Origin of the sequence: Fortiea contorta PCC 7126, from assembly GCF_000332295.1 — a bacterium.
Taxonomy (GTDB): Bacteria; Cyanobacteriota; Cyanobacteriia; order Cyanobacteriales; family Nostocaceae; genus Fortiea; species Fortiea contorta.
This window is the reverse complement of sequence record NZ_KB235930.1, coordinates 2523126-2539779: the sequence shown is the minus strand read 5'-3', so window position 1 is coordinate 2539779 and position 16654 is coordinate 2523126. Positions and strand designations below refer to the sequence as shown.

Sequence of the window (16654 nt, the reverse complement as noted above, 5' to 3'; positions counted from 1 at the left end):
TACGGTTGTAGGTGTCAAAAGTTTCTTCGCAGCGGAAAAAATCAAAACATCAACGACGATCGCCCAAGCGTCTCATAGAAACTTTATTTGAGAACGCCCAGGAAGCGATCGCCCTAATTGATGACCGGGGATGTTTCGTTGATCTAAATATTGCTGCTTGTGATTTACTGGGTTTACCGCGTCAGCAGTTGCGAGGACAAGCTTTATCTAGCTTTATGGCTGGGGAATTAACTCGTCCCCACCCAAGAAGTTTTCCGTCTGGACAATCATTAATTGGGGAACTGATAGTATCATCTTCTGCTCAACTGCGGCGGGAGGTAGAATATAGTTTCACCACAAATGTACTGCCTCACTGTCATCTGTTGCGATTGCGCGACATCAGTCAGCGTCAAGAATCAATGCAAGCGGAATTACGACAGCAACAGCAGCGAGTGGAATTGTTCTCGGAAGTGACGCTAAAAATTCGCCAGTCTTTACAGCTTAAGGAAATTTTGCACACCACGGTGACGGAAGTGCAGCGCATTCTCCAAGCAGACCGCGTATTAATTTATCACGTCTTGCCTGATGGTACAGGCAAAACGATCAGCGAATCAGTATTACCAAATTATCCCGCGCTGATGGAGCGGGAATTCCCGCAAGAAGTTTTCCCAGAGGATTATCAACAACTTTATGCCCAAGGACGGGTGCGAGCGATCGCCGATGTGCACGATCCTGTGGCTGGGTTAGCAGATTGTTTAGTGGAATTTGTCGAGCAATTTGCCATCAAAGCCAAGCTGATTGTACCCATTGTCCAGACGCTCAACGCCCACCAAAATCAGCTTTGGGGCTTGTTAATTGCTCACCAGTGTGACAGCGATCGCCGTTGGGTTGATTTTGAGGTGGAATTGATGCAACAATTAGCAGATCAAATCAGTATTGCTTTATCTCAAGCTCAATTATTAGAACATCTAGAAGAAGTTGTCGCCGCCCGTACCGCCGAGTTACAAGAGGAAATCAATGTGCGAATGCAGGCGGAAGCGGCTTTGAGACAGAGTGAGGAGCAATTGCGGTTAATTACCAACGCTCTCCCCGTACTGATTGCCTATGTGGATGAACAACAGCAATATCGCTTTAATAATCAAGCTTATCAGGAATGGTTAGGACAATCTCCCAAAGAAATTTACGGCTCCCATCTACGTCAGGTTTGGGGTGAAGATTGCTACCGAAGAATGCAAGCATACGTGAAAACAGCTTTGTCCGGGCAAGCCGTCACTTATGAAAATGATATTGTCTTGAAAGATGGTAGTGGATGCTCAGTTGATGTCACCTACATTCCCCATCTCGCTGAACACAAAACCGTCAAAGGATTTTTTGCCTTAACTAGCGATATTAGCGATCGCAAAGCCATTGAACGGATGAAAGATGAATTCATTTCCGTCATCAGTCATGAATTGCGGACTCCTTTAACTTCCTTACACAGCGCCCTAAAAATCCTGGCTACCGGGCGTTTAGGCAATCTTTCCGCCGAAGGACAACAAATGCTAGGGATTGCTGATGATAGCACTCAAAGATTAGTCCGTCTAGTCAATAACGTCCTCGATTTACAACGCATCGAGTCTGGTAAAGTGATCATGGATTGCCAAGCCTGCAACGCTGCTAATTTGATGATCCAGGCAGCAGAGGCGATGCAAGCTATGGCACAACAGCATGAAGTCACTCTAGTTAAACAACCACAGGATATCTTCGTTTGGGCAGACGCCGATTACATCTTGCAAGCCTTGACAAATCTGCTGAGTAATGCTATTAAATTTTCCTCACCGTCCAGTACCGTTTGGTTGACAGTAGCACCAGAAGAAAACCCCGCCCATCTTACCACAGAAGTAGTATTTCGAGTGCGAGACGAAGGACAAGGTATACCCGCAGATCAATTAGAGCGGATTTTTGAACGCTTTCAACAAGTAGATTCATCAGATTCCCGCAAAAAAGGTGGTACCGGCTTAGGACTAACCATCTGTCGCAAAATTATCGAACAACACAACGGCAGAATTTGGGTTGAAAGTTATCCAGGGTGCGGTAGTACCTTTGCCTTCACATTACCGATGGCGCCAACACTTGATCAAAGCTAATCCTCATTCACCGCCTACTTTTCAGAAAATCCACAATGGGAAATCTATGTCCACTAAACGGGTGTTAATCATTGACGACGAAGAAACTATCCAAACTGTAGTGCAATTTGGCATCAAAATGACAGCCGATTGGGAAGTGTTCACCGCTAGTTCTGGTGTCGAAGGTATCCAGACTGCCCAAATTGAACAACCAGATGTGATTTTGTTAGATGTGATGATGCCAGATATGGATGGTATCACTACTTTCAAAGAACTGCAATCCTATCCAGAGACAGAACAAATTCCCGTTATTCTCCTCACCGCCAAAGCACAAACAGCCGAAAAGCGCCAATTTAACGATTTAGGGGTAAGCGGTGTGATTACCAAACCCTTTAACTCTCTGGATTTACCAGAACAAATCATGAAAATTCTTCATTGGTAGCCGCAGCGATGAAAATCTTGCTTGTCGAAGATGATGACTTATTAATTAAAGTCCTCAGAAAAAGTTTGGCAACTCATCACTATACTGTGGATGTGGTTAAAGATGGGGAAATGGGCTGGACTTATGGCTCTACCTTTGAGTATCACCTAATTGTGCTAGATATCATGCTGCCGAAATTGGATGGTATCAGTTTATGCAAGCGTCTTCGCGCCGAGGGATACACCACGCCAATTTTATTACTCACTGCCCAAGATACTATTACCACCAAAGTTCAAGGATTGGATGCAGGTGCAGATGACTATATGGTCAAACCATTCGATCATATAGAATTAATTGCCAGAATTCGCGCCTTACTCCGGCGAGGTAGCGCTAATCCTTTTCCCTTGCTGACTTGGGGCGATTTGCTCCTCAACCCTAGCACTTGTGAAGTGACTTATAATGGTCGCCCGCTCAATCTGACCACGATGGAATATGATTTATTGGAACTTTTGCTGCGGGACTGTCAGCATGTGTTTAGTACTGAAGAACTTTTAGACAGGTTATGGTCTTCCGAAGAATTCCCCTCTCAAGCTACAGTCCGTTCTCATATCCGGCGGGTGCGTCGCAAACTGCTCGCTGCAGGCGCGCCCCAAGATTTCATCGCTACTATGCACGGAAGAGGCTATTATCTCAAAGCCCCTAGTGCGGAAGCATCACCTGTGCTATCCGCAACATCTGTAAAAAATAATTCTTGGGGGATGAATTCCCCAGAACATCTCAGCCATCCTCACGCCGATTCCCAGCAACAATATGTGGCTTTTCTCAACGAGATTTGGCAAACCACACAAACAAAAACCCTCGACCAAACCGCAATTCTCCTCCAAATAGTGAAAGATTTGCAAGCCAATCAACTGCAACCACAACAACAAGCCCAGGCGCAGCAGGTAGCGCACAAGCTGGCGGGGACTTTAGGTATTTTTGGGTTAGCTCAGACAGCAGACATCGCTCGTCAATTAGAGTCTTGGTTGGGGAGTCGAGAGCCACTGCAACCCCAACACGGGGTAATGATGAAAACACTGATAAAAGCTTTACAGCAGGATGTTTTTGATACTACACTAATTCAAATGTCTCAGATTCCCCACAGCCACGCACCGCTGTTGCTGATTGTGAGTTCAGATGAGGAATTTAACCAGTCACTCGTCCCTGTGGCAGCAAAACGAGGAATTCACCTAGAAATCATATCAGATATTGCTAAGGGACAGCATTTAGCTGGTCAAAATCCTGATGTGATATTGTGGCGGTGTGCGACTATGGAAGCATTGCAGACATGTTCTCATCACTATCCTGATTTACCGATTTTGGTAATGGGCGATGCCTACGGCGGGCTACGCCTACGCACTGAATTAAGCGATCGCCTCGAAGCAATGCGACGAGGCGGAAAACTTTTCCTACCCGCACAGACGCCCCCTGAGCAAGTGATTGACGCCGCCATCAATTTGTTACAAGGTGGTGAGATGGTCAACAAAGTGATGATCCTCGATGACGATCAAGATTGGTTATGCACTCTCCCCTCCATGCTTCAACCTTGGGGATTTAAAGTGACAACCCTCGCCGATCCATTACAATTCTGGACAGTCTTGCAAGCCGTTACTCCAGATGTCCTGATCTTAGACGTGAATCTGCCGCAAATTAACGGTTTTGAACTGTGCCAAATTCTTCGCAGCGACCCCCACTGGCAGCGATTACCTGTATTATTTCTGAGTGTATTATCAGATGCGAGCAGTCAAAATCAAGCCTTTAGCGTTGGTGCTGATGATTATCTGTGCAAACCTGTTAAAGGCGGCGAATTAGCTAACCGCATTCTGCGACGGTTACAGAGAGTGAGAGCTTGGGCGAATAGAACTCAAGCATTGTGAAAATATTATGACTAATCCAACCAGAGTTCAAAACTGATGCCGGATGAAACACCTTTAGATCCCTTTATAGCTCAGTTATGTGAAGGATATACTGAGGCGGAAGCAGCAGAAATAAATCAGTATCTGGCTGAATGGGATGCCTCTACCTATATCAGTGTAGCTCAGAGTATTTTAGACCATGCTTCCAGAAAAGAATTCGAGCCATTGAAATATCTGCGAAAAGCCCATAGCTTCAATACAAAAAGAGCAGTCAGAGTTCCGAAAACAGGATATCGTCAAGATGGTTCAGCAATCTATCGAAAAGGAAATGAATATTTAATTGTACGACCTAATAATTTTGGTGTTGAAAAAATAGTCACTTATGGAGTAAACGATGACTAAAGCAACGCTCAATACTCAAAACCCCGAAATAACCAGAAACTACATCACTCATCTATTACAGCAGTTAACTGACGATTATAAAAACACTAAAGAAGAACGAAAAAAATTAGTTTCTCTATCACCCACTTCTGATGTAGAATTTACTGTTTTAGAGGAAATCGAACTGTTAACAGTTGATATCCGCGGCTATGCCAGTCAAATTCAGGCAAGGGGTAGGATTGAAAATGAACAGCAAGCTATTGAACGTTTGCAAACTTTGCACGTTTTTGATGTTCCTGCTATTGCTCAATTTTACTTTGTCACCGATGGAGACTACAGGCAAATAAAAGCTTATATTAGAATGCTAGATTACTTACGCTTGCTGATTCTAGAATATTTGCACTTATGCCAAAGTTTACAACAAGAATCTGCTCAAATTGAATAAAATTACATGCCTTACAGCGGTTGAACAGTTAAATCCTGCAGAGTGATGGTGAAGTGACGCTGTTGGGCTGTGGCGATGAAGGAAACGATCGCTTCACAAGTCACAGCTACGGTTAATGTTACTAGGTTTCGCGCCAGGGGATAATCACAAACATCATCATTAACTGCACTAGGAACGCGGTAAAAGTCATTCCAAATCACTTCTGCATAATCGGCTGACAATCCAGCGTGAATACAAGGAATTTTCAATTGTTCAGCGTAATCTTTCACCGCTTGACGTGCGACACTGTTGTCAAAAACATCAACAATTAACTGGCTATCTATAAGTAGTTGATGAACATTTGCTGATGTTAATTCCTTAGCTTTGGCATCAATTTTAGTGCCAATAGCTCGATATAAATTATTCGCTAAAATTTTCGCCTTAAATGCGCCAACATCAGCACGATAATAGGGTTGAGTAGAAAGATTACGTTCTTCTATGCGATCGCGGTCAATCACCGTCAGTTTCCCAAAACCAGACCGAGCCAAATTTTCCGCAACATTAGCACCTAACGCTCCCGCTCCACAAATCGTCACTGGATAATTTTTGAGCTTCGCCATCACAGCGTGACTGCGATAAAGTTGTTCGTGAAAAAAAACGCTCATAATTAGATATTAGTAATTAAAAATAGAAAGATTCACCCTCAAAGCCTCAAGCTTCACCCTCAAAGCCTCAAGCTTCACCCTCAAAGCCTCAAGCTTCACCCTCAAAGCCTCAAGCTTCACCCTCAAAGCCTCACACTTCACCCTCAAAGCCTCAAGCTTCACCCTCAAAGCCTCACACTTCACCCTCAAAGCCTCACACTTCACCCTCAAAGCCTCAAACTTCACCCTCAAAGCCTCAAACTTCACCCTCAAAGCCTCACACTTTAATCCCCACCTCCCACACCTCCCACACCTCCCACACCTCCCACACCTCCCACACTCCCCACACTCCCCACACCTCCCCATCTCCCCACCTCCCCATCTCCCCACCTCCCCATCTCCCCACCTCCCCATCTCCCCACCTCCCCATCTCCCCACCTCCCCACCTCCCCATCTCCATTCACCGTCCTTCCATCACACCTACCAAAGATTGCAAGTCAAAATTGCGATCGTATCCACTCAAGCAGATACCAGAACTGATGACAGTCAAGTCAGTTTTAGCGATCGCGCTACTGTGGCGAACACCATCGGCGGTTGTCCAATCGACTGTCCAGTAATCACCGCGATCGTGAAATTGTTTTAATTCACCACCTCCCATCTGCAATGCTTTTTGCAGTCGCTTTTCATCTTGATAGGGTTGGCTAAAGCCCTCAATCCGCTTGGTTGCTAATTCATACACTGTGCGAATTTCTGGAGTTATACCTTGAAACTGCAATTTAGCAGCAGGAATCATCTGTTTGAATGCAGATTGTAGAGCTTCTGCGATCGCTAGATCGGTACGGCGATCGATTTCTTCAAACCACCACGATTGTCCGTTCCCGCGAGCGATAATTTGCTCAAAGGCGATTCCTTCAGTGACTAAATGAATAGCGATCGGTTTCACCACCTGCAATCTTTGACGCATATCGGCTTCATTCACCGGATATGCTAACCAAGTTTGTCCCCGCAATTGGTGCGCTAACCGCAACCGGATTTGGGGAAAGTGTTGCAAGTATTCCGTAACCTGGAGTAAGTCTGCTGCTTCCACAACCGTTGCTGTTTTCTCATCCAGAGGCTGAAAGATACCCCAACCTTCAAACTTACTAGGCTTTGGACTGAAGGTATAGACCATCCCCGCTACTCGTGTGCGAACCCGTCCACCCTTGACACAAGGCGCAAGGAATTGGGTAGCGAACAGTTGTGCTTCTGCACTAGCAATTTCGTTAATTAGCTTAAATATATTAGTCACAATGGCAAAGTAAAAAAAGGGGCTGGGGGCTAGGGGCTGGGGGCTAGGGGACTAGGGGAAGACATTGTATTGTTCCTTGTGAGCACGGCTGGTGGAGTTTCTTGCAAAAGTACCTTTCGCACTCTTGTAGTTCCTAATCCCTCATCCCTAACCCCTCATCCCTCATCCCTCATCCCTCACAGGTAAAGGCAGATCCAAAATCTCCATCAACAAATCGAGGCGAGAGGGGCGCGCCAACAGCGGCACAAGGTTTGGTAAGCTGTAGTAGTCGCCTTCAAAAGTGAAGGTTTCTACAGGCGCTTGCTGCTGCTTGAGTTGAGTTTCCACCCAGTCGTAATGTGTACCTACACGGACAATCACCACATTAGGCATGACCGCCAACTCTCGGCAATAGGTTTTGTAGGCTTCACAGAAATAGGGTGTAACATTTTCACCTTCATCTGTCACCAAAATTATCTGGTCAACCACCTGTTTCTTCTTCCGCATAGCTTCCAAGGAGCAGCCGATGCTAGTACCACCACCTGCTGTAATGTGCTGGAAAGCACGCTCCCAGTCGCTTAATTCTTTGCCTTTGGCAATCACAGGGTAAGGAATCGAGTCAAAAGCATAAACAAATAGTTCTGCTTGCGTGATACCAGAGATTAAAGCGGCGAGTTGCTTACCAAGGGCGATCGCATTCTCCATTGAACCAGATTTATCTACCAGTAAGGCAGTTGGGCGAGAAATTGTTCCCCGGCGTTTTACCTGCTCGTTTGTCACTTTTTCTAACCGAGCAACGGTGTCTGCGTCTAAATCTGCGTTGTCTGCTGCAATCTGTGCTTTGAATGCTGCGACACGTCCGCTTTTAGTCGCTTTTTCCAGTTGGGAATCAATCAGCTTTTTGACTTCTGGATGCTCCATTGCACCTCTAGCCTGGAGTGACTTCAAGTTGTTGATCACTTCCTGGGGAGTCATGCTGTTGATTAAGGCTACCAGCACCACGGGTGTGAGTTGTTTGATTGCACCAATAGCAATGGTGTAAGGAATTTTGAATTCCACAATCAGCCGCGCCTGTGTAGCCGCGGTTTCCGCTTTAGCCAGTTGCTTGAGGATGTCTGCTAATGAACCTTCTGGGGGAGTATTGCGGAACAAAATCGCATTTGCTCGCTCATTCGGTTTGATATGCAATGAAGCATACAGGTGCTTCATCGCTTGACGACCCCGCAAAGCAGCGCGATCAAATACAGCCGGATTGCTCTCTCGTGTTTTGAGGTAACGCCGCACCGCAGTTCGTGCTGAACGAGGCAATTTATTTTGCTGCTGCTTCATGAAGTCTACTATACGTGCCACCTGATAAGGTGGAAACTCTTGCAGCATCATAAATCCAGCATCCCGATGCTCAGTTAAATTACTGTTAAGTAAATGAGCAATGAATACTTCTTTGTGGTCGCGGACATCCCCTTGACGCTGATACCAAACCGCCAAGTGACCGTAGAAAATAGGATCTAGTTCAACAATTAATTGATGAATTTCTGCAACCTGCTCCAGCTTGCGGTGGGGAGTGGTGAGCAAACTGTTGAGCATTTCCAAGCGCAGGTCACGTTCTGCGGTATTCATATAAAGTATGAAGGATGAAGGGTGAAGGATGAAGTTAAGAAACTTATCTTCATCCTGGGAAATAAAATCACTTCGTGCAAGTTGAAAAAGCTGTTGATTCACACACGGGATTTGAACCCGTATTCGCTTGAACCGAAGTCAAGTGCCTATTCCAATTTGGCTAGTATGTAAGCTTTTTCGGTGAGGGCACGAAGTGAAAATTTTGTTTTAGAAGAATTTAGCCGTAAACTGCTTCAGGGCGCAGGATTAAATCACCAGTGGGACGGCGATCAACTATGTATGCAGAAAGGCGTGAGCTATTGACATCTAAATGCCGAGCAATCTGCTCTTTAACTGCAAAATCATTCATACCTGCGGTGATTCCCAGTTTGGTTTCGACAACATCCACAGAACGTCCTTCAAATCGAATATGAACCATCTCTATCACCTCTTGATTAATTACAAAATTCAGATGAGTGGATCTGATCGGGATTGAACCGATACCTTCCCCGTGAGAGTTGCACTCACACCTCGTGCAAGTTGAAAAAGCTGTGGTAACACACGCAGGAATCGCACCTGCACTTATTGTTGAAAAAACAATCGCTCTACTATTGAGCAAGTATGTAAGCTTTTTCCGTCGGGGCACGAGTGAATCTGGGAACTCTACCGTTAGAGCTACAGACCCAAGGCACGCATGGTTGCAATGCTTTTGTTTTTGTTTTAAGCTTGCGTTTCCATATTACAAATGTAATACGTGCTCTACAGAATGTCAAGAGGATACTACAAATTTTTTGGGGAGGTGGGGCGTGAGGCTTGGGGTTTTGAAGTCCAAGTTTCTGGTTCAAACCAATGTCCAATGCTACAAAAAATCAAACTGCACGCATTTTGCACGAACTGTACGCCAAGGTAGGTATTAATCCTATACTCAAAAGGAAGTGTATGAAGAGGTTTATGGAAGCGTCGTTAAGAAGTCGTCAGCATCCCCTAATCCACAGGTTAGCAGACACTATTGAAGAAGTTTGGCAACAGTATTTGGATATTTCCCCTTACTCTGTCCCGGAAGGTCTAGGTTATGTGGAGGGACACTTAGAAGGAGAAAAACTAGTTATTGAAAATCTTTGCTATCAAACTCCGCAATTTCGGAAGCTGCATCTAGAATTAGCGCAGGTGGGCAATGGATTAGATATACTACACTGTGTGATGTTCCCCAATCCTGAGTATGCGCTACCGATTTTTGGTACAGATTTGGTGGGTGGGCGAGGGGGAGTAATTAGTGCAGCGATCGCGGATTTATCTCCCATCAGTAGCGATCGCACTCTACCACCACGCTATTATCAACAGTTATCTGTTTTATCTCATTTACCATTTTCGCAACCACGGACTTTACCCGCTTGGGGCGATATCTTTTCCGATTTTTGTCTGTTTGTGCGTCCGGGAGATGCTCAAGAAGAAGATTGGTTTCTCCAACGGGTGCGGGAATTTTTAACTATCCATTGTCAGATTGCTAGTACAGAGTTGCCCCTCACATCAAATCTGGACATTTCCAATGTTTTAGCAGGACAGCGCAATTACTGCACAAAGCAGCAACAAAATGATAAAACTCGCCGCGTCCTAGAAAAATCTTTTGGTACAGAATGGGCAGATCGCTACATGAATACGATGCTGTTTGACTATGTAGCTTGAGAGAAAAAATAGTGCGATCGCACTTTTGTGTATCTCTTTGCACGAGCCAAAAGGCGATCGCTTCATGCTCATCTCATACCAAATAAAACAAAGAATGCGACACAGCAGCTCTGTGACAATCCAAAAAACGCCTCTACATTTCTTTTTGGATCTGCCTAATTAACATGTGCAACACAATGTAACAATAAGTTAAGTAAAAAGACAAAAGCAAAATATAAAAAATCCTTGCTCTCACAACACTTCAGCCTTTACTTAATATTTTTTAACCAATTCTTCTACAGCATTCTGAAGATTGCACAGATTTTGCACAAACGGATTGCTTTAATCAAAGTCAGGTTAAGGGCAATCAACCCTTTGCTGCTCAAATTCCCAGTTAATGACTCGGCTAATCAAAATCAACTGAAGGCTGAGGTATGAAGTGTGAAATATGAAATTATGCCACCGATTCACAGATGAAGCTGAAATCAGGAAAAGTGGTTTGTACCAATTTTTACTTCATCCTTGACCCTTCATCTTTTCTTCAGTTCAACTTAATTAGGAGATGCTGGAATGCTTGACGCTTTTACTAAAGTAGTATCTCAGGCTGACACTAGAGGCTCATATGTCAGCAACGCCGAAATTGATGCCTTAAAAGAGATGGTAAGTGCTGGTAGCAAACGCATGGATGTGGTTAACCGCATTACCAGCAATTCGTCCACCATCGTTGCGAATGCAGCACGGGCTTTGTTTGCAGAACAACCCCAGTTGATCGCACCGGGTGGAAATGCTTACACCAATCGTCGTATGGCTGCTTGCTTGCGGGATATGGAAATCATCCTGCGCTATGTTACCTATGCTGTGTTTACAGGTGATGCTAGCGTTTTGGACGATCGCTGTTTAAATGGTTTGCGGGAAACCTATCAAGCATTGGGCGTTCCTGGCGGTTCTGTAGCCACTGGCGTTAACAAAATGAAAGAAGCCGCCATTTCTATTGCTAACGATCCTAACGGTGTCACTCGTGGTGACTGTAGCTCCTTGATGTCTGAACTAGGTAGCTATTTCGACCGCGCCGCTAGTGCTGTTGGCTAATCAGAAAAGGCTATTATTTCCAGTTTTTGACACACAACTTTACATATTGGTTGAGAGAATATCAGCATGAAAACACCTTTAACCGAAGCCGTTGCTACCGCCGATTCCCAAGGACGGTTTCTCAGCTCCACAGAATTGCAAGTAGCTTTTGGACGCTTCCGTCAAGCAGCTGCTAGCTTGGATGCAGCAAAAGCGCTCAGTTCCAAAGCTCAAAATCTAGCTGATGGTGCAGCTAACGCAGTTTATCAAAAGTACCCATACACTACCCAAATGCAAGGTAATAACTTTGCTTCCACTCCTGAAGGTAAAGCCAAGTGTGCGCGGGACATTGGTTACTACATTCGCATCATCACCTATTGTCTCATTGCCGGCGGTACAGGCCCTCTCGATGACTACCTAATTGGTGGTTTAACAGAAATCAACCGCACCTTTGATTTGTCTCCCAGTTGGTACGTTGAAGCTCTCAAGCACATCAAAGCCAACCACGGCTTGAGTGGTGATCCGGCTGTAGAAGCTAATTCTTACATCGACTACGCCATCAACGCCCTCAGCTAAAGTTTGCTATTTTGCCCAGAATCACTCAAAACTGTGAATGCTGATTTTTGGTCATGAGCAGTTTTGCGGGGTTCTGGGCTTGTTTTTTCCTTGTAGATATTTCAGGAGATTAGTCATGACTAGTTCTATGGCGGCCAGTCGGCTAGGATTTGAGCCGTTTGCGAGTACATCTCCCACAGAATTACGGACAAATTGGACAAAAGATGATGTCAAAGCGGTGATTGTTGCTGCTTATAAACAGGTGTTTGGTAATGACCATTTGATGCAAAGCGAACACCTCACCAGTGCAGAGTCGCTATTACACCAAGGCAACATTAGTGTTCGTGATTTTGTCCGCGTGCTGGCACAATCTGAATTATATAGGCAAAAGTTTTTTTACTCTACACCACAAGTTCGTTTCATCGAACTGAACTACAAGCATTTGCTTGGTCGTGCTCCCTACGATGAATCAGAGATTGCCTATCATGTCAATCTCTATACACAAAAAGGATACGAAGCGGAAATCAATTCTTATATCGATTCACAAGAATATCAAGAAAATTTTGGCGAATCAATTGTCCCTTATTATCGAGGATTTGCCACCCAACCGGGACAAAAAACTGTAGGCTTTAGCCGCATGTTTCAAATTTACCGGGGATATGCCAATAGCGATCGCGCCCAAGGTAAGAATAAATCTGCGTGGTTAACCCAGGATTTAGCTCTGAATATGGCTACATCTGTTCAAACTCCTACCTTTGGGCGGGAATTGACAGGTACCGTCGCCGGCGATCGTGGACAACTTTACCGCGTGCGTGTAATCCAAGCAAATCGAGGTAAAACCCCGCAAATCCGACGCAGTATGAATGAGTATTTGGTTTCCTATGACCAACTTTCATCCACTCTGCAAAGACTAAATCAACGCGGTAGTCGGGTAATCAATATTTCTCCAGCTTAAACCGCTTTTGTCATTTTAAATTTAAAAGGAGAGCTATTCATGCCAATTACAAGCGCCGCATCTCGTTTGGGAACTACAGCTTTTGACCAAACACGACCCATAGAATTACGTCCCAATTGGACGCCAGCAGATGCCCAAATTGTGATTCAAGCAGTTTATCGTCAGGTATTAGGCAATGATTACCTAATGCTCTGGGAACGTCTCACTAGCTTGGAGTCGTTGCTGACTAATGGTAAACTTAGTGTGCGGGATTTTGTCCGGGGAGTTGCCAAATCTGAGTTATATAAAACCAAATTTCTGTACCCCCATTTTCAAACACGGGTAATTGAATTAAACTGCAAACATTTGTTGGGACGCGCTCCCTACGATGAATCAGAAGTAATTGACCATCTCGATCGCTATCAAAATCAAGGCTTTGACGCCGATATCGATTCTTATATTGACTCGGCTGAATATGAGAGCCACTTTGGTGATGCGATCGTCCCTTACTACCGCGATTTTGTCACCACCGGAGTCGGTCAGAGAACCGTGGGCTTTACCCGGATGTTCCGTCTGTATCGGGGTTATGCTAATAGTGATCGCTCCCAACTCGCTCTTAGCAGTCCTCGTCTAGCGACCGACTTAGCTAAAAATAATGCTACCCCCATCATTCCTCCCTCTGGTAGTAGCGAAGGTTGGGCTTACCAACCCTCTAAGCAAGGAACCGCTCCCACCCGTACCTTTGGTAGATCCTCCCAAGGTTCGACCCCGCGCCTTTACCGCATCGAAGTAACCGGTATCAGTTTACCGAGATATCCTAAAGTGCGTCGCAGCAATAAAGAGTTTATCGTCCCCTATGAGCAACTATCTAGTACCCTCCAGCAAATTCACAAGCTAGGCGGGAAAGTTGCCAGCATTACCTTTGCACAATAGGAGATATAACTATGATGTTGGGAAAATCTGCATTGACGAGAGCTTCTAGCTCAACTTCAGACAATCGAGTTTTTGTTTATGAAGTGGAAGGATTACGACAAAACGATCAAACCGATAATAATAAATATCCAGTGCGAAATAGCAGCACAATTCTGATTCAAGTTCCTTACAGCCGCATGAACGAAGAAATGCGGCGCATCACTCGCCTCGGCGGTAAAATTATCGGCATTCGTTCGTTGAGTGAAAATTCAACCGCAGCTGGATCAGAAAGCTGACGTGCCTTTTGCAAGTAATTCTATATAGTCTTTGCGGGCGTAAAAATTTCACTTTTCTACGCCCATTTTTTAGTAGTGGACTGACACAGCTAAAATGATGCAATAGATTTTTGATGGAGTTGATATGAATCAATGCTTTCTCGTTTTTCCTAATGCACTAAATTAGCTGTGTCAGTCCACTAGTGTAAAATCCAGTATAAATAACAACTTAAACTACTGCTTCCCAATCCTGAATTTGTAACCCATTCACCCGATTAAACTCAGATGTATTGTGAGTGACCAATATTAAATTATGCACAAGTGCGATCGCTGCAATCTGTAAATCATTGGGGCCAATGGGAGTACCGCTTGCTGCTAATTCTGCACGAATTCTACCGTAAGTCAGGGCTGTAACATCATCAAATGGCAGAGACACAAACAAGTTGAGAAACTGCTGCTGTCGGGCTAAAGTCCTCTGCGGATTATTGCTTTTCATTGCGCCATAAAATAACTCTGCCTTTACCACCGAACAGACAGCAATATCTTCTACACTTGTTGAGCGTAAACGTTCTCGAATTGTTGGTGACTTACCATTGAGAAAACGAGCGCAAACATTGGTATCTAATAAATACCTCACAGTATTTCTTCCCTTACCTCAAAATCCCCTTCAGAATCGATAACAATCGGGTCATTCTGACAAATACCGTAGGTCTGTTCAAAAAAACCGTTTGGCCAGCCTAAATCTTCCGGTGTTTTCACTGGTGCTGATGGTTCCAGTTGTTGATAAATTACCATCACTTCTATTTCTTTGTCCGTTACCCCCAGTGGTATCTCTAAATGCAAAATGCCATCAGACCCCACATGAGAACGTAACTTGATGCTTTGCATTGCTGTTTTCTCCAACCCACTGGATTCATTTTAAAGTTTCATCAGCAGCAGGCGTTGATCAGTCTTTAACTAACTCATCTGAGAAAAGTGACAATTGACCTAGAGAAATGTCCAGAAGTCCTGAGAATTTGAAGATGCAGTAGCGATGGGCTATGATCCATCGGAGGCGATCGCTGTCACAATTAGCAAAACTGCTTTAATTTTTCAATTAAATGATCAAAATAGGGGCTAAGGGTTTGTTGCTGTTCTGGTGCTACTCGCTGTAAACTGGCAGCCTTAATACCTTCTAAACCCACCACCATTGCATCTAAGGGCACTTGCAATTCTTGATACAGCAGTTGCATGTAGTGCAATCCTTCAGCGCTGGTGTAATCGGTGTGCTGTCCGGCGATACCATACGTGATACAGCGCAGGAAGTGCCAAAAATCACGCCAGCAAGCATCGGCTCTCGCTGCTGGATAAAGTCCACCGCCGGGTTGGGTGATGTGGGGAAATGTTGATAATACCTGGGTTCTGGCTTCGTCTACGATTTCCGCGACGCGATCGCGCAACTCTTGAGTTACAGAAATTAGTGATGTGTTTGCAGATACCATCTGCTGAATCTGCTGTAAGTCTTCGTCGGTGAGGTAGCGTCCCTGATCATCCGCCGCCTGGAATCGCTGTATTGCCTCTGGTGGGTGGGTACTGTGCCAATTGGCAAAACTGACAATCCGCGCTTTTTGGATCAATTCTCGCACGGTTGTACTCAGGGGTGGCTGTGTCATGATCCTAAAAAATAAATCATCAAAACCAGGAAACAAAATCTATTTTCCCATGTTTTGGGGCTAATTTTGGTTCAAGCTAAAGTATAAGAAACGTCTACCGTTCGCTATTATGGAACTCCACGAAATCGAAACCGAACTGCAAAACTCGGATTTTCAATACCGCCTCAAAGCCGTCTCCGCTCTCCAAGATTATCCCTGTGAAGTTGCTGTTCCTTTACTCACTCGCCATGTCCAAGACCCAGAGTTTCTGGTGCGAACCTTCGTTGCTAGAGAGTTGGGTAAACAAAAAACATCGGAATCTTTCGCAGCTCTGCTGCAAATCATCAAATTTGATAATACACCGAATGTGCGGGCGGAAGCGTCTAACTCTCTATCATTGTTTGGCAGAATTTCCGCCTCTCATCTGGTGCAGACATTTGTACGTGACGATCACTGGTTGGTGCGTCGCAGCATCCAAGCCGCCCTTGTGGAAATGGATTGTCCCGAAGAACTGCTAGAAGTTTGTCTTTTGGGACTAGAAGGAGAAGATGCTGCAGTTCAGGAATCATCTATTGATGCGTTGGGAGCGTTAGCCGCTTCCCGTCAGTCTGCTCCTGCTCTGTCCCGACTTTTGCAAGCAAAAGATTCTCCGTATGATTATATTCGCGTCCGAGTCGCTTACGCGCTGAAACATTTTGCTGACCCCGCAGCTAAAAAAGCTTTGGCACAACTTAGGCAAGATATTAATCATCGCGTAGTGGGAGCGGCAATGGAAGATTTAATTCCTTAATGCCTTCGCCCTCGTTATTCGTAGGAAAAAATACTCCTTTGAGTCATGTTCGATTCAGTGCGAGACACCTATAATGTAGCCATGCTCTTGTACAGGAATTTGACGCTAAAGTCCA

General features: G+C 44.9%; 21 protein-coding genes and 1 tRNA gene. 12 read left to right on the top strand and 10 right to left on the bottom strand.

Features of this window, described 5'->3' with window-relative positions:
* Window positions 1–11: 11 nt before the first annotated feature.
* Genes MIC7126_RS0111735 through MIC7126_RS0111715 form a run of 5 tightly spaced genes read left to right on the top strand, consistent with a single transcriptional unit; the run spans window position 12 to window position 5226 of the window.
* A complete protein-coding gene (locus MIC7126_RS0111735; protein WP_017653340.1) occupies window positions 12–2105 on the top strand; it encodes an ATP-binding protein in 2094 nt (697 codons plus the stop codon).
* Window positions 2106–2151: 46 nt separating this feature from the next.
* On the top strand, window positions 2152–2526 hold the full coding sequence (locus tag MIC7126_RS0111730) for a response regulator (protein ID WP_017653339.1): 375 nt from the start codon (window positions 2152–2154) through the stop codon (window positions 2524–2526).
* 8 nt (window positions 2527–2534) lie between these two features.
* Entirely contained in the window at window positions 2535–4421 is a 1887-nt protein-coding gene (locus MIC7126_RS0111725; protein WP_040630161.1) for a response regulator, read from the top strand.
* A 36-nt stretch (window positions 4422–4457) separates the two neighbouring features.
* Window positions 4458–4802: a hypothetical protein gene (locus MIC7126_RS0111720; protein WP_017653337.1), complete on the top strand. Its 345-nt coding sequence runs from the start codon at window positions 4458–4460 to the stop codon at window positions 4800–4802.
* Complete coding sequence (locus MIC7126_RS0111715) at window positions 4795–5226, top strand: hypothetical protein (protein ID WP_017653336.1); 432 nt, start codon at window positions 4795–4797, stop codon at window positions 5224–5226. Before MIC7126_RS0111720 ends, MIC7126_RS0111715 begins: the two co-directional genes overlap by 8 nt.
* Before the next feature lie 11 nt (window positions 5227–5237).
* Here MIC7126_RS0111715 and MIC7126_RS0111710 read toward each other — a convergent pair whose 3' ends face one another.
* The 7 genes from MIC7126_RS0111710 to MIC7126_RS0111685 all read right to left on the bottom strand — a co-directional run bounded on the left by MIC7126_RS0111710 (window position 5238) and on the right by MIC7126_RS0111685 (window position 9151).
* On the bottom strand, window positions 5238–5870 hold the full coding sequence (locus MIC7126_RS0111710) for a HesA/MoeB/ThiF family protein (protein ID WP_017653335.1): 633 nt from the start codon (window positions 5868–5870) through the stop codon (window positions 5238–5240).
* A 9-nt stretch (window positions 5871–5879) separates the two neighbouring features.
* Window positions 5880–6122 carry a hypothetical protein gene (locus MIC7126_RS0111705; RefSeq protein ID WP_081603020.1) on the bottom strand — a complete coding sequence of 81 codons (243 nt, stop codon included), beginning with the start codon at window positions 6120–6122 and terminating at the stop codon, window positions 5880–5882.
* Between the two features lie 11 nt (window positions 6123–6133).
* Window positions 6134–6313, bottom strand: coding sequence for a hypothetical protein (locus MIC7126_RS27490; protein ID WP_154655882.1), 180 nt, complete (start codon window positions 6311–6313; stop codon window positions 6134–6136).
* A complete protein-coding gene (locus MIC7126_RS0111695; protein ID WP_017653332.1) occupies window positions 6310–7137 on the bottom strand; it encodes a hypothetical protein in 828 nt (275 codons plus the stop codon). The genes MIC7126_RS27490 and MIC7126_RS0111695 overlap by 4 nt, the downstream gene beginning before the upstream one ends.
* Before the next feature lie 162 nt (window positions 7138–7299).
* The gene (locus tag MIC7126_RS0111690) at window positions 7300–8733 is read right to left on the bottom strand and encodes a vWA domain-containing protein (protein WP_026100195.1); all 1434 of its coding nucleotides are present in this window, start codon (window positions 8731–8733) and stop codon (window positions 7300–7302) included.
* Window positions 8734–8832: 99 nt separating this feature from the next.
* Window positions 8833–8903 (bottom strand) — tRNA-Arg (locus MIC7126_RS30415).
* A 47-nt stretch (window positions 8904–8950) separates the two neighbouring features.
* On the bottom strand, window positions 8951–9151 hold the full coding sequence (locus MIC7126_RS0111685) for a hypothetical protein (protein WP_017653330.1): 201 nt from the start codon (window positions 9149–9151) through the stop codon (window positions 8951–8953).
* A gap of 500 nt (window positions 9152–9651) precedes the next feature.
* Between MIC7126_RS0111685 and MIC7126_RS0111680 the strand changes: the two genes are divergently transcribed.
* The 6 genes from MIC7126_RS0111680 to MIC7126_RS0111655 all read left to right on the top strand — a co-directional run bounded on the left by MIC7126_RS0111680 (window position 9652) and on the right by MIC7126_RS0111655 (window position 14139).
* Window positions 9652–10395, top strand: a complete 744-nt coding sequence (locus tag MIC7126_RS0111680) for a phycocyanobilin:ferredoxin oxidoreductase (RefSeq protein WP_026100194.1) — start codon at window positions 9652–9654, stop codon at window positions 10393–10395.
* Between the two features lie 549 nt (window positions 10396–10944).
* A complete protein-coding gene (locus MIC7126_RS0111675; RefSeq protein ID WP_017653328.1) occupies window positions 10945–11463 on the top strand; it encodes a phycocyanin subunit beta in 519 nt (172 codons plus the stop codon).
* Between the two features lie 66 nt (window positions 11464–11529).
* Complete coding sequence (cpcA, locus tag MIC7126_RS0111670; protein ID WP_017653327.1) at window positions 11530–12018, top strand: phycocyanin subunit alpha; 489 nt, start codon at window positions 11530–11532, stop codon at window positions 12016–12018.
* A gap of 115 nt (window positions 12019–12133) precedes the next feature.
* The gene (locus tag MIC7126_RS0111665) at window positions 12134–12952 is read left to right on the top strand and encodes a phycobilisome linker polypeptide (RefSeq protein WP_026100193.1); all 819 of its coding nucleotides are present in this window, start codon (window positions 12134–12136) and stop codon (window positions 12950–12952) included.
* 39 nt (window positions 12953–12991) lie between these two features.
* Complete coding sequence (locus MIC7126_RS0111660; protein ID WP_017653325.1) at window positions 12992–13864, top strand: phycobilisome linker polypeptide; 873 nt, start codon at window positions 12992–12994, stop codon at window positions 13862–13864.
* A 32-nt stretch (window positions 13865–13896) separates the two neighbouring features.
* Window positions 13897–14139: a phycobilisome linker polypeptide gene (locus tag MIC7126_RS0111655; RefSeq protein ID WP_238553635.1), complete on the top strand. Its 243-nt coding sequence runs from the start codon at window positions 13897–13899 to the stop codon at window positions 14137–14139.
* A 208-nt stretch (window positions 14140–14347) separates the two neighbouring features.
* On the opposite strand, the gene vapC is transcribed toward MIC7126_RS0111655, so the two are convergent.
* From vapC to MIC7126_RS0111640, 3 genes are all read right to left on the bottom strand, one after another.
* Entirely contained in the window at window positions 14348–14755 is a 408-nt protein-coding gene (gene vapC / locus MIC7126_RS0111650; protein WP_017653323.1) for a type II toxin-antitoxin system tRNA(fMet)-specific endonuclease VapC, read from the bottom strand.
* The gene (locus MIC7126_RS0111645) at window positions 14752–15006 is read right to left on the bottom strand and encodes a hypothetical protein (RefSeq protein WP_017653322.1); all 255 of its coding nucleotides are present in this window, start codon (window positions 15004–15006) and stop codon (window positions 14752–14754) included. Before MIC7126_RS0111645 ends, vapC begins: the two co-directional genes overlap by 4 nt.
* Window positions 15007–15188: 182 nt before the next feature.
* Window positions 15189–15770 carry a globin family protein gene (locus tag MIC7126_RS0111640; RefSeq protein WP_026100192.1) on the bottom strand — a complete coding sequence of 194 codons (582 nt, stop codon included), beginning with the start codon at window positions 15768–15770 and terminating at the stop codon, window positions 15189–15191.
* 109 nt (window positions 15771–15879) lie between these two features.
* Between MIC7126_RS0111640 and MIC7126_RS0111635 the strand changes: the two genes are divergently transcribed.
* Window positions 15880–16539 carry a HEAT repeat domain-containing protein gene (locus MIC7126_RS0111635; RefSeq protein WP_017653320.1) on the top strand — a complete coding sequence of 220 codons (660 nt, stop codon included), beginning with the start codon at window positions 15880–15882 and terminating at the stop codon, window positions 16537–16539.
* The last annotated feature ends 115 nt before the right edge of the window (window positions 16540–16654 follow it).